Genomic DNA, 13915 nt, shown 5'->3' with positions numbered 1-13915 from the left:
CATCAATCGTTGCAGTCGCTTGAGTCGGGAAGCCCGCAGGGTGGTTTGGTTGATAGCCAGACTCCATTGAGCCAATGAGGAGTCAGCCAGTTTCAAGAGGGCAATGATCAGCAGGGCCATAAAGCGGATACGCCGTTTATCACATTGAAAATGATCTTTGATGGCATCGTAGACAGCATCTTCGTTACTTTGCATAGGGAGTAGTTGGAGGGGTTTACGTTTAGCGACACAAAACTACCTCAACATCAGCTACTCCCTACTTTTGTCCTGTACTTAGGGAGGAGCCTTAAGGTCGGCCTGAATTAATTACCCGTTCCAGTTCGACGATAGTTTCGCGAACGACATTGACGTATTCGTCTTTATTTTGGATCGCCGATAATCGTTTCAATGTTCGCTCATCGTGAACAAAAAATGTTTGGGCGGCCCGTGATGCCGCGGCAGGGTTGTGTCCGAGCAGTGTCAACGCATCAACGCCAAGCCGCAAACTGGTATCGAGCGTCTCGCGATAAATGTGCAACATACCGGCATTCATCAAATCATAAGCATCATAGCGATTAGTCGAACGCACCAGAATGTGTAAATCAGGAAAGTTTTTCTTAATCGTTTCAATCAATTCCAGTCGCTTTTTCTCATTGCTGATCGCGATAACGATTAGTTTAGCGTTGGCCGCTCCTGCGATTTCCAGCAGTTCGTGTCGGCAGGCATCTCCGTAGTATACGTCAAGCCCTAATCGGCGGAGCCAGTTTACATTGTCACTGTTAATATCTAGAACAGTCGTCCCTATATGATTAGCCTGTAGGAAGCGCCCAACTGTATTACCAAAATGGCCGTATCCGGCAATGATTACCGGATTGTCACGGGGCACTACATCACTCGCGCTGTCGTCCTCTTTTTTGATTCTTAGTGTCGGTAGCAGAAGCTTCTCGGTCACAAGCATGAATAGGGGCGTAAGAATCATACTGAACGCGACAACGACCGTTAAAATATCGGTCAACTCACGGCTGAGGATACCTTCCCGGGTTGAAAAGCTAAACAATACAAATGCAAATTCACCTACCTGACATAACCCAACACTGAAAATAAGACGCTGGTCAACAGATAGATGAAAAAATTTCCCTAATCCATACAACACCGCCATCTTGCAGCCCATTACACCCAATACCAGGCCCGATATCAATAGTGGGTTAGCCAGTATTAGATCAAAATTGATGGATGCTCCCACAGCCATAAAAAACAATCCCAGCAGCAAGGCTTTAAACGGATCAATATCACTCTCCAGTTCATTCCGGTATTCGCTGTTGGCTAGCACAACACCCGCCAAAAACGTACCTAATTCGGGGCTTAAGCCGACGGATGTCATCAAGACGGTAATTCCTACAACGATAAGTAGTGACATGGCCGTAAATAATTCCCGCATGCCCGTGCGCGCAACGATGCGAAGTATGGGGGAAGTTAGATAACGTCCGGCAATAATAATGGCCGCTACGGCACCTGTTGCAACCAAAAGCTGTACCCATCCCGGCAGCGGATCAATTAAGCTGGCGTTTGCCTGACCGCCATTTCCCTGATTGTTTAGTGGTGAGCCAGCCAGAATAGGAAATAAGGCGAGCATGGGAATTACGGCGATATCCTGAAACAACAATACGGCAAACGAACTTTGCCCAGCCGCTGTGGGTAACAAGTCCTTCTCAGTAAGCGCCTGGAGAACAATGGCCGTTGACGATAAGGATAGAATCAGGCCCAGTACCAACGCTTGCTTTCCCTCAATTCCAAAAAGCATGGCCAGGCCAGCCAGTACACCGGATGTAACGGCGATTTGCAGACCGCCCATACCCACTATAGCTCTTCGTAAACGCCATATACGGGAAGGCTCCAGTTCGAGTCCTATTACAAACAATAACATGAAGGAGCCAAACTCAGCGAAATGCATGATGCTGGCTCATTCATGATCAACGATGTGTAAACAGGCCGGTCCGATGAATGCACCCGCGATTAAATAACCTAATGCAGCGCCTAATCCTGCCTTTTTAGCAATGGGCACCATGCAAACTGCTGCGGCCAGAAAGACCATTGCCTGAAAGAAAAAAGATTCCTGCATGGTAAGTAAGCAGAAGGAGTGAATAAAAAATTAGGGTTGTAGCCGTTGTTTCAATTCTTTGCGGGCGATAAAAATCCGGCTTTTCACCGTGCCCAATGGAATGGATAGTCGCCGGGCAATCTCACAATACTTAAAGCCATCTATATGCAGTTGGAAAGGTTCACGGTATTTCGTTATCAATTGAGCAGTAGCCGATTGAATGTCGTCCAGTACAGCCTGACTAATGGCTCCATTGGGTAAGGCACCACCTGTCAAGTCGCACAACTCATAAAATGGTTTTTGAACCAGTATCCGACGTTCTCTCATTACCCGGCCACACTGGGTCATAAATGTGTTGTGCATAATGGTAAACAGCCAGGCCTTCAGGTTCGTGTCAGGCTTGAATGTGTGCCAGTATCGATAGGCCTTCAGCAGGGTATCCTGAACCAGATCATTGGCGTCTTCAGAATTTTTGGTTATCTGCAGGGCGTACTGGTGCAGTTTACCTCTGATCTGGGTAATCTGATGCGTAAAATCGGCGCGTGTATCGTTCGTCATCATGGTGTTTTTGCTTAGTATTGCGATAGAGGCTATTGGGAATTCAATCAGGGAAGTAGACAGCAGCAACGGTAAAAGTCTTTCCACAGACAGCGGGCCGCAGTTGGAGTTTCGTAGTCCTTCTCCTTACAACCGGCTACTGAGTGGAATAGCGTACCCTACCGTAAAGGAGATGACCCGGTTGTGAGACTCTGATGTACTGATGTTCGATAACCCCAACCCGTACCTGCCTTCGACCTGTAGCGACCCATAACCCAATTTCTGGTTAAGTCCTAAGCCAAATTGCAGTCTCCAGTCTGAGCGTTTCACTTCATTCTTTCCGTCGCCAAAGGTTAATTTGACATCTTTCCCATCCGCTCCCCGGTTCTTGCCGCCAATCGCATACCCGTAGGAAGGGCCAGCACCCAAATAGACCCGGGTCTGCTTACTGCCTACACTTAGACGACCCATCACCGGAATCTCAATGTAATTGACCGTCATTCGATTATTCGCAGCGCGTTGATACCCTTTCTGGGTAAACAGCACCTCGGGTTGCAGTGAAAAAACACTGAACGGCGAACCAATCAATACACCAATGCCGCCCACAAACACCCCCCGTGTTCGCGTGTCGTTGTTGTCGGCCTGATCGAAGGCAATACGGGCCAAGTTTATCCCGGCTTTGGGAACCAGTGAGATCTGCCCCCATGTGCTGCCCACTAATCCGGTGAGCAGCAGAACTGTGCATACAAATTTGTTCATGATTAGTTGTTGTTTATTGTTGAAATAAAGATGGAAGGACGGACAGACATTGCCCGCAAACACCACCGTCTGGGAAAGATTAGCTACGTTTTTGATCCTGTCAAGAGTCGGATAGCCGACCGCTCAGCTTGTTGGATTTTGGAGTAATACAGCGATAATGTAGCCCAGTACCGACACAACCATGCCGATCAGGAAGGTGAGGTACGCTTAGGACAAACGCCGAAATTTACGGCTGAGTAATCGTTGAGTCTGATACACTTCACCTGACATCTGATTAAAAAGGGCTTCTTTGTCATTTGCTCTAAGCTGTTTAATCTGGTTGCAATACGTTTCCCAGGAGATGCGCTCGAAGGCTGGATCGGCTTGTCAAAGCTGCCAAAAAACAGGACTGGCTCATCGGTTTGAGCAATTGACCGACTGGCTACATGGGTAGGTCGACTCGCCAGAATGGAAAAGGCAATGGTTGCTGAACAGACGATCAGGAGCAGAACGGTTGGCCCCAGCAGCGTTGGGTTGTCAGTCAGATGACGGAGTAACACGGCTAACATGATAGAGATGATGATCGAGCTGACATGAATCAGCAATCCAGCTTTCCGGTCAGCTACACCCACCAGTTTAACGTAGTTCCGTGACGTCAGCTTGAACGCATCCTCAATCTCCCGATACGACAATCGATTATCCTCTTTATGATCAGGACTGGCGGAATAGGTCAGCTTGCGTAGCTTATGATCCAATATCAGCCTGTTTTCGGCTCGCTGACGGCTGTATTCACGCTGGGCAAACTCGGTATAGAAGGGATGCTCGGTAAAGTCATCCATACATTGGCGTATCCACTGTTCATCGGAGAACGTTCGACCCAAAAGCCGTTCCTGCTCGGCGCGAATCAGTTCGGCCTGCTGGGCATAATTTCGTTGCGCCAGATAAAGCCAATAGCCATCGTAAAGCAGTTCAGCCAGAGGGCTTTCGGGAGGCTTAGCACCTTCTACAGACTGGATACATCTTACCACCTGTTCAGCTTTGGTGGCTGGGTAACCGTACTCTTCCAAAAAGGCTTGTGCAATGGCAACACTGTCCGGTTTCGTCTCGTGATCAATATGGATGTACCGACTATCCACAAACCAGGCTGCCAAAAGGAGTACTTCACAAGCCTCGTCGGGTAAAGCCATTGCGCGGGCCAATTCTTTACAGGCCTTCACAACCTCAAACGCCCGCGTGTACGTATGAAAATAGCGGTCAGTCGATACGTGTTTGTTGTAGAGTGCAAAAACATATTTACGGGCCTTCTTAACGACATTTCCATGCCCGTGTCGTCCATTGCGAGGACGCCTTGCCGGATTGGTCAATAGCGAAGTCGATTCCATACAGTAAGCCAGGTTTGTCGTGATGAATACCCAGTGAGGCGGGGTATCAACTATCTACCAAATGGCATACCAATACGAAGCAATTAATTAGTGTCGCTAAAAAATGTTGTTTATCAGTCAGTTACGCTCATTAATCAATTTGGCTGTTAAAAACAAGTTCCCAAATCCTCCAAAATCAAACGAGAAATTGGACAAACCCCTTCACGTAAGTTGGAGAACTAGTGAATGGTAGCTATCCGGGGCAAGGGTAACCCGATTAAAATACCCGTACATGCCCCGAAGCGATGCATTTCAGCTAACTCGTCCTAACCATTGGTTTCTGGCATATTACATGTTATGGCAAGTGGACTACCCAATATTCCCGTTTGTCATGAAACACAACTCCTTGCTTACTGCCTTATTGTTCATGAGTTGGCTGTGGGCTTGTCCGTTCGCTTGTGCACAGAGTAGCCCCGCCGTTCGACCTAATTCAACGCAGTTACAGAATCACCGCTATATTGAGTTATATCGAAGTAATACGGATATGTCGTACCTGTCGCCAAAAGGCGAACTGGGAGCGCCCAGTAAATATGTACTCAATGGCGAACTGATTGCTAATTTCTTTGTACTGGCTACGCGCACCTCAAGGCTGGCCCTGGCCTTCACTCCCCGTTTCACTGTCCGAATACGGGATGAAGAGTCAGCGCCAGTAGGCACGCCCAGCTATCGAATTGGGTTAAGAGCTTTTTATCGACTAACTCATCAGGTTTCCCGTTACCATTACCTTGAAGGCCAGATGTGCCACCACTCCAACGGACAGGATGACGATGCCCTGCGCCCGAATGGAACGTACAACACCGAAACCGGCGATTTTGCTACGAACTACTTACAGGGTCTTTACCACTGGGGTACGTACCACCGCCACCATTACGGTACCAATTATAATCTGGGTATTCGCTGGCACGCGCCGTTCTTTCACCATTCCGAAGGCTTGAAAGATCACTATGGGTTCACACGTTTAGTAGGCTAGGCCCTTTACCGGCGATTACATCAAAGTTCGTCTACCCTGACCACGCTCCATAAATCGTCGGTCACATCGGAATGGTTGCGGATCAGTGGGAAGGCCTCTTATGCCATCAATAAACTGGATGGGTCCGGCTTTACGGATGTGCGGAAACGGCTTAACGCCGAACTTAGCCTTTACTACATTCCGCCATTCGGTCGCGAAACGGGTGTATTTGCTACAGTAGGATACTACGGAGAAGACCCGTATAAAATCTATTTCAATCAGCAATATGGATTCGTGCGGTTGGGTTTCACCATGGGCTACACCCGCTATGACGAAGATGTACGCAAGTAATCATGCTTAACCTTCAGGATTGATAGGCAAAATGGTGACTTCTGGTACTAAGCGTCAGTTGCTCATCGCTAAACACTAACCGGATTGATAGGCCGACGTTGTTACGAATAGTTAACTCTCCCCCCAGTTGTTGGCTAAAACCCTGAATGAGCGTCATGCCCAGGGAACGGCTACGGGAGGGATCATAGTCTGGGGATAAGCCTACCCCGTCGTCTTCGAGTTTAAGTTCCAAAGAGTTCTGCAGGAATCGATGGAAAGCCAGGGTAATCGTGCCGGAGCGGCCATTAGGAAAGGCATACTTGAGGGCGTTGGTGATGGCTTCGTTGATGATTAAACCCAGGGGCACGGCCTGGGTTACGTCCAACTCAATGGAATCAATCGCCAGTTGAAACGTGATGGGCTGAGGTAAATCATAGGCGTCACGCAAGTAGGCTACCATTTCCTGGATGTATGTAGGCATGGTGATGCGGGCTATCCCTTCGGACTGGTAGAGTTTCTGGTGGATCAGGGCCATGGCCTGCACCCGATGCTGACTTTCCTGAATGGCCGACAGGGCCGCATCGTCAGAAAGATAGGCGGCCTGCGAGTTCAGTAGGCTCATCACCACCTGGAGGTTATTTTTAACCCGGTGATGGATCTCTTTCAAAAGCCATTCTTTTTCTATCAATAAAATCTGTAATGTAGCATTTTTCTGGTTAATCACTTCCTGCTGGGCCTGTAGTAGTTGGTTGCTGCGTTGCTTTAAGTGGTACCGGTTATAAACGACTGTCAGTAGTAATAGAAGTAGTATCGCCCCACTGATTAAAACATTACGAATTAACCATTCCTGTTTACTTTTTTGATCCTGAAGCTGTCTTTGTTGAGTAAGTGTTTTGATACTTTTTTCCTTAAGCCGAATGTCCTTTTCTTTTTGCTCAATCTCGTACTGAATCTGCAACTCCTCAATCTGTCTGTTCTTAGTTTTAGTAAACAAGGAATCTTTAATAACTGTCGCTAATTGATAGTGTCGAATGGCGGAGTGTAGTTTACCCAAGGTAGAATCTACCTTAAAAAGCATTAAATGAATGTTTCCGGCAAAGAAGGGAGCATTTGCTTCTTCAGCCAAGGCCAATGCCTGGGTTAAATAGTAACGGGATTTTTTAAACTGCATTTTTTTAATATATAATTCTGCCATTCTACTGTATACAGCGCACAATCCCCTTAAGTTAACAGGAGGCTTTTCATACATTGGCAAAATAGATAAAAACCAGTATTCAGCTTTTTTGAAATCATTAAGGACAAGATAACTCATCGCTAAATTCTGTTTAATAACTAGTGCAGACGCGTTAGAGTTGATATTAGCTAATCTAACAATCTCAGATGCAACCTGATGAGCCTGCTCCTGTTTATTCTGCTGCAGGTAGATGTCCCTAATCGTCCCCTTAGTGCGAATAATACTTATCATGCGTGCTACAACTCCAGCACTACTATCAAGTCTAAGACCTTTGTTATAATAACTTAAAGCACGTTCAAAATCACCTAATTCACGATAGCAATGTGCTATTAAATAAGAAATATCGACGTAAAAAGAGCTATCATTTGCCGTTTCTACCTGGCGCTGACAGAGTAATCCATACCGGATCGCTTGCGAAAAGTATCCTAAATCAAAGTAAGTAGCGCTGATACTAAAGGTGGTTTTATAAACTTTACTATCGTTCGATATTTTCTGTAACCTGTGTATTTTCAATAAAAATGGAAGGGCTTTTTCAGGGTTTATAAATAACCGATAGACATCAGCTATCTTGTTTAAGATATCAAATTCCTCTTGTCGGGCGCCCATCCTTTCGTAAACTGCTAAAGCTTTTTTGTAAAATAAAATTGCCTTATTTGGCCCATTATCTGTTTTGTAAATAAAAGCAGTTCCCAATAGCTGTAAAGATTCAGCTATCAGTCGCTGGTTATTACTAGCAGAACTAAGTATAAAAGCTTCTTGTAAGTATGGTATTGCTCTCTCCCTTTTTGCGCGAACGATATGGGTTAGCCAATACCGCCCCTCAGCAAGCAAACTTTCAATTAACAACTTCGAATTTTTTAATCGACGGCTTAAAATTATGGCTCGGTTGGTGTAGGTAAGTGCACTATCTAAAAAAAAAACATTTTCTTGAGCTTTACTGGGATTTTTTTTTCGGATTTGCTGGTATGAGTCTCCATAGACACTTCCGATCTGTAACAATAAATGGATGCGGCCAGTGTCCGGTAGGCTCTTAAGGAGTTGCGATTTCAATTTGGTAAAGCTACCTGATTGTGCAAATGTCTGCTTTGGTACTAAAACAGCATATCCTAAAATAGCATATCCTAATAGTATGACGACGTACCTCATTGCCTATGTTAGTTAAGGGAACTAAACGACGTTCAGATGCCAAATGCAACTGATTTCCAAAACGTTACTTGAATACGTATCAGTATCCTTCGTTTTGCACCAAATTGGGATTTATTAGAATCTCCTGCTGAGGAATTGGCAGTACTAACTTCTTGGAATCCGTAATTTTTAGCACGTCCTGTGCCCGACCGGTACGGATCAGATCAAACCAGCGATAGCCTTCCATGGCCAGTTCAACCCGTTTTTCCTGTTCGATAGCCATAAGTAATTCCTTTTTATCTCGTATCGGCAACGCGCCCAGCCCGGCGCGTTGCCGAATCTGATTCAGGAGTTCCAGGCTTTCTGTTTGGTTCCCTATCTGTGCCAGTGCTTCGGCCCGGATCAACATTACTTCCGCATACCGAATTACTTGTACGTTATCATCCTGGCTACTGATGCGAGAATACTTGATGCCTGTTCCGGCTGGAATAGTCTTTCCATCCAGTATCAAGTTCCCCGGTGAAATTGACGCGATTTTCCGGCGGTCGCCTGGTTCATACGCACTTTCCAGCGTCGAGCCTGCTCCTCGTGGCCCTACTTCATTACGCCCACCCAACGCAGTAGGAAAAAACCAGAAGGCTAATCCATTGGCACTGGTCGGATAATACTGTAATTCAAAAATAGATTCAATAGTATTTTTTGTATCGAACAGCATCCGATAATCTGAGACCAGCGAGAATTGTCTACGTTGAAGTATGGCTTCGCTCAAGGCAGCTACTGCTGCGTAATCCTGCAGCTCAAGCGCTACACGAGCACTCAGGGCTTGAGCTGCCGATTGAGTTGCTCTGCCAATCGCTGCCTCGGGTAGATCAGGAGTAGCCTCACGTAGATCTGTTTGAACGAGCGTATAGACCTGTTCTTTGGGTGTGCGGCTCACCAGCAGATTCTCTGCCGTTTTAGTAGGAGCTTTTATTAAAGGTACGTCCCCCCAATAGCGAATTAGGTGGAAATACAGGAGTGCGCGGATAAATTTAGCTTCGGCAATAATCCGTTTCTGATCCGTGAAAGCCGGATCACTTAATAAAGGAACCTTTTCCAGAATATAATTAACCCGATTTATTCCTTGATAAAGTGATTGCCATAGACTACTTACGTAACCATTGTTTGACAAAATATTGTGACTTTTAAATTGATCCAGGTCAGTGATACTTCCGTTATGAGCAAGATTATCGGCCAGTAAGTCGGGAAATATGGTGAATGATATGCTGTAACCAGAGGCTAAATTAGCGTATGCCCCAATGATAGAGGCTCTAGCCCCTGTCAAATTGGTAATGGCTTCCTCCGACGGCACTGACGACTCAGGTTTCTTATCTAAGAAAGTTGCGCAGGCCTCTATCAATACAGATAGTACCATTATTCTAACAAGACTGGTCAATGATTTACTTTTCATGTAGTTAATTCCTAAAAGCCGACATGCATACCCAACAGTAACGTACGTGCTTGTGGAACCCCAAGATAGTCGGTTCCTGCCACCAGACTCTGATCTGTCTGCGTGTTCACCTCCGGATCATAGCCCGAGTAGTGCGTAAAGGCGAGTAAATTCTGAGCAGTAATATAGATACGTAGGGTACGCAACCGAGCTTTCTTCATCAGGTTGCTTTGGAGGGTGTAGCCAATGGATAAGTTCTTAAGCCGCAGGAATGAACCGTCCTCCAGGAATCGATCTGACGTTCGACGGTTATTGTTGGGGTCGCCCTGAACAGCCCGGGGCATCGACGTACTTGGATTCTCGCTTGTCCACCGGTCTCTGACAGTAGTCAACTGCCCATTCTGCCCACTCATATTTTCTCCGCTTGATCGAGTGATGTTATAGATTTTATTCCCGTATGTGAACTGGAAAAATACGGAAAGGTCAATCCCTCGGTATGTTATATTATTAGTCAGCCCGCCGTAAAAGGAGGGTTGAGCTGACCCAATTACTGTTTGATCAGCTGACGTGATGCGGCCATCACCGTTCAAGTCTTTAAACTTGATGTCACCTGGTCGTGTGGCTTCTGATTGATACACGGCAGTTGAACCATTCATGGACCTATTAACCTGGTTGAGGGCATCGATCTCCGCTTGAGTCTGGAAAATGCGTTCTACCTGGTAACCGTAAAAAGATCCGATGGGCTGACCTTCCTGTATCCAATTAGCACTACCCGCTGAGAAAGGGGTCCCACCGTAGAGTTTCGTAATTTTATTCCGTATAAAAGATATATTGAAATTTGTTGACCACTTCCACTGGCTTTGCTGCAGATTCGTCGAAGTGACCTCTAGTTCCACGCCCCGATTTTGTAAGGCCCCAATGTTTTCAGTAATAGTAAGTAAACCGGAGGTTAAGGGTAATTGGCGTTGTTGTAAGAGGTCGCGCGTCTGACGAACAAAGTAATTGGCCGACAGGCTCAGCCGACTATTCAACAGCGCCATATCCACACCAAAGTTTAATTCTTGGGTCTTTTCCCAGCTAAGATCTGGATTAGCCAGTTGCTGCGGTACCAAGCTGGTTTGTTGTAAATAACTTGCACCTACTCCAAATAATCCCAAAGCCGGTGTTTGATTAGTCAGCGTACCGATATTGGCATTGCCTGTTAAGCCGTAGCTTGTCCTCACTTTTAAGAAGTTAAGGACGCTATTACTGTATCTATTATTGGCTACAATGACATAGCCTAATGAACCCACCGGAAAAATTCCGTACCGCCGATCGCTGCCAAATCGTGATGATCCATCGGTCCGCAAGGTAGCCGTCACCAGTACCTTTTCTTTAAACGAATAATGAAGACGAGAAAAAAACGAAGTCAATGCCCAGCGGGATCCATCCGAAGAAGCACCTGTTTTGACTGAACCCGCCGTAAGGCGGGTAATCGAGTTGCCTGGAAAATTAGTAGCAGCAGCAGATAATACTTCCAACGCAGATTCCTGCAAGCCAGCACCAACCAGCACCGTGAGCGTGTGGCGCTGGCGCAAGGCGACCGAATACGTCAATGTACTTTCGAGTAACCAGTTGAGATCCTGCCGGTAGTCGGATCGTCCCGATCCATTAGCACGCGCTCCATTAAATGTAGTGGTGGGGTAAAATACGTCCTCTTTTAGGATCAGGTTGTCAACGCCCACATTGGTACGCCAGACAAACGTCGGGTTAAACCGGTACTCAGCAAAGGTTGTTCCAACTATCCGGCTAGTACGGGAATTAAAGGTAATTTCTGTTCCTTCTGCGACGGGATTACTGACGTTCGAAAAAGGGTCTAGCGCGTACGAGCCGTCCCCATTGCGAACGGGGATATGACTACCTAACAATAAGGCTGCACTCAGAACACCAATTATAGAATTATCGCCGTTAATCCGGTTATTCAGCGAGCGGCTCAGGGTTAAGCTCGTCCCAAACGTTAGCTTCTGGCTGAATTGATGATCGAGATTTAGTCGAACGCTGCCCCGCTGGTAGTCTGATCCCAATACAATACCTTGCTGACGAAAGTAGGTCCCTGACATCATGAATTGAGTTTGCTGATTGCCCCCCGAAGTCGACAGGGTATACTCCCGAATAGGGGCAGTACGAAATACTTCCTGCTGCCAGTTCGTTGTAGGAGCACTGAGCGGATCGGGATACCGTGGCGATAGGCCAATCGCACCCCGTTGCTCATTAACTAAGGCTTCCTGCTCCGGTCCTGATAGTCTATCTAATAGTTTAGAGACGTTCTGAAGACCTTCATAGGCTTTAAAATCGATGTTTGTAGGGCCGATCTTTCCTCGTTTGGTAGTTATCAAAACAACCCCATTGGAAGCTCGAGAGCCGTAAATAGCCGAAGTTGCGGCATCTTTCAACACCTGAATTGACGATATATCTTCCGGATTTAGATCACTCAACGCATTTAGTGACTGTCCGCCTAAAAAAAAACCGGAATAATTGCCGGTATTTATCGGCATTCCATCAACTATATACAATGGTTCAGCACTGGCATTGAGTGAATTAGTTCCTCTAATGCGCACATTAATACTGGTTGCAGGCATACCCGAATTTTGGGTAACAAACACACCGGCAGCCCTGCCCTGTAGGGCTTGATCGGGACTTAGTAAGGGTACATCTTTGAACTGCTCGGCTGTTATGGTAGAAATTGCTCCGGTTAATTCCCGCTTGGTTTGACTTCCATACCCAATAATAACTGCTTCATCTAACCAGGTAGTGCCGAGCGTCATGGTCAGTGTAATAGTCGATCGACCACCCAAGAACACAGTTTTCGATTGTCTGCCCACCAGACTAAACAGAAGCGTATCGGTAGTTGCTTCTGCCTGAAAGTTAAATCGTCCCTGATCATCCGTTATTGTGCCAGTCAATGATCCCCTAACCACCACGCTGACTCCATTTAGTGGTAAACCATCTTCGGCTGCTGTTACATAACCCGATATGAGCCGTGTTTGCGCCTGTATGCCATTCGTTAGCATACTGGAAAGAATTAGCATTAGTAGTGAATGTTTCATCAGGCTAATGAATAAATCTGTACAGAGCTACCTGCCCATACCACAAATGTCGTTTGTTACATAAAGCAGGTAGAGTTAAATTGAAAAACCATTCCTGTTCAGGCCGTAAAAAAATGGTCTCGTTTACTCTTGGTTAAATGTGAATTATTTCCCCGGCCGTTGGTTAGAACGCTAAAAGAATTCGCCGGGCTGATATCAGTAACTGGGTTTGTTTGACTGGGATGAGGAACTCAAAAATGCAGTAGTCCAGCAACATCAGGAACGCTTTTTAAAGATATATAAAGTAAATTAATTTGCAAACCTTATTAGCGACAAATGACTGAACACCACCCACTTTAAGTATTGACGAAGAGGTGAACTGCCTTAACTTAGAAAAAATTACACCATCTAACTTGATCCACACACATGGAGCATTTTCAATGGATTCTCCTGTCTTATGGAGCTTGGGGACGTAGTAATTGGAGGGTTACAAACGAAACCCACACGAACTAAATGCAGTATTCAGCCTGATGGCGCATTTTTGCAGGTCTGCCAGTGTTTTTACAAATTTTGGCACAGTTTTCGAATCCTTTAGTTAACGTACCGGCAAAAACTCACGCAGACACGGTACATCATCATGCAGAACTATTCAACCTTTGCTTTCACAGACCCGGTTAAAAAACTTCAGGAGCGTTTTGGCAGTCGGAGTGCCTATGCCCGTCAGGAGCGTTATGCCCACCTTGATGGTCTGACTGAGCAGGAAACCCGTTTTATCGCTGAACGCGATAGCCTTTACATTGCCAGTATCGGCGAAAACGGCTTCCCTTACATTCAGCACCGGGGTGGTCCAAAAGGGTTTGTAAAGGTTATTGATAACAGGGGGATTGCATGAAAAGCTAAGTTAGCCATCTTTGCCCGATGGATGTAGCTGACTTTTTTTTTGAGGTTGATGACCCGCGCCAAAGTGGCAAATGTTATCACGAGTTGAGTGATATTATCATGATCGTCTT

At 46.2% G+C, this 13915-nt stretch carries 12 protein-coding genes; 3 read left to right on the top strand and 9 right to left on the bottom strand.

Translation table 11 applies throughout. From position 1 onward, the window contains the following. From B157_RS0106080 to B157_RS0106060, 6 genes are all read right to left on the bottom strand, one after another. Positions 1-195, bottom strand: a 195-nt coding sequence (locus tag B157_RS0106080) for a hypothetical protein (RefSeq protein ID WP_026308527.1), incomplete at its 3' end; no start/stop codon positions are given. A gap of 91 nt (positions 196-286) precedes the next feature. Further along, entirely contained in the window at positions 287-1930 is a 1644-nt protein-coding gene (locus B157_RS34585) for a cation:proton antiporter domain-containing protein (protein WP_245565034.1), read from the bottom strand. 9 nt (positions 1931-1939) lie between these two features. Beyond that, entirely contained in the window at positions 1940-2098 is a 159-nt protein-coding gene (locus B157_RS39630) for a hypothetical protein (protein ID WP_020602477.1), read from the bottom strand. 30 nt (positions 2099-2128) lie between these two features. Next, the gene (locus tag B157_RS0106070; RefSeq protein WP_020602476.1) at positions 2129-2638 is read right to left on the bottom strand and encodes an RNA polymerase sigma factor; all 510 of its coding nucleotides are present in this window, start codon (positions 2636-2638) and stop codon (positions 2129-2131) included. Positions 2639-2761: 123 nt separating this feature from the next. After that, positions 2762-3373, bottom strand: a complete 612-nt coding sequence (locus B157_RS34580) for a porin family protein (protein ID WP_020602475.1) — start codon at positions 3371-3373, stop codon at positions 2762-2764. Between the two features lie 188 nt (positions 3374-3561). Then, entirely contained in the window at positions 3562-4734 is a 1173-nt protein-coding gene (locus tag B157_RS0106060) for a Pycsar system effector family protein (RefSeq protein ID WP_026308525.1), read from the bottom strand. Positions 4735-5104: 370 nt separating this feature from the next. On the opposite strand from B157_RS0106060, the gene B157_RS0106055 reads away from it, so the two are divergent. Both B157_RS0106055 and B157_RS0106050 read left to right on the top strand, forming a co-directional pair. Beyond that, positions 5105-5743 carry a hypothetical protein gene (locus B157_RS0106055; RefSeq protein WP_157618320.1) on the top strand — a complete coding sequence of 213 codons (639 nt, stop codon included), beginning with the start codon at positions 5105-5107 and terminating at the stop codon, positions 5741-5743. Between the two features lie 75 nt (positions 5744-5818). Beyond that, positions 5819-6073: a hypothetical protein gene (locus tag B157_RS0106050; protein ID WP_020602473.1), complete on the top strand. Its 255-nt coding sequence runs from the start codon at positions 5819-5821 to the stop codon at positions 6071-6073. Positions 6074-6086: 13 nt separating this feature from the next. On the opposite strand, the gene B157_RS0106045 is transcribed toward B157_RS0106050, so the two are convergent. The 3 genes from B157_RS0106045 to B157_RS34575 form a co-directional block, all read right to left on the bottom strand. After that, on the bottom strand, positions 6087-8432 hold the full coding sequence (locus tag B157_RS0106045; protein WP_020602472.1) for a tetratricopeptide repeat-containing sensor histidine kinase: 2346 nt from the start codon (positions 8430-8432) through the stop codon (positions 6087-6089). A gap of 79 nt (positions 8433-8511) precedes the next feature. After that, a complete protein-coding gene (locus B157_RS0106040) occupies positions 8512-9861 on the bottom strand; it encodes a RagB/SusD family nutrient uptake outer membrane protein (protein ID WP_084761766.1) in 1350 nt (449 codons plus the stop codon). A gap of 11 nt (positions 9862-9872) precedes the next feature. Continuing rightward, entirely contained in the window at positions 9873-12890 is a 3018-nt protein-coding gene (locus B157_RS34575) for a SusC/RagA family TonB-linked outer membrane protein (RefSeq protein WP_020602470.1), read from the bottom strand. Positions 12891-13542: 652 nt separating this feature from the next. Here B157_RS34575 and B157_RS34570 point away from each other — a divergent pair. Next, positions 13543-13797 carry a pyridoxamine 5'-phosphate oxidase family protein gene (locus B157_RS34570; protein WP_020602469.1) on the top strand — a complete coding sequence of 85 codons (255 nt, stop codon included), beginning with the start codon at positions 13543-13545 and terminating at the stop codon, positions 13795-13797. Positions 13798-13915: the final 118 nt, after the last annotated feature.

The organism is Spirosoma spitsbergense DSM 19989, assembly GCF_000374085.1.
Classification (GTDB): domain Bacteria; phylum Bacteroidota; class Bacteroidia; order Cytophagales; family Spirosomataceae; genus Spirosoma; species Spirosoma spitsbergense.
Note: the sequence above shows the minus strand (reverse complement) of the source record. Positions and strands in the feature narration are given on the sequence as shown.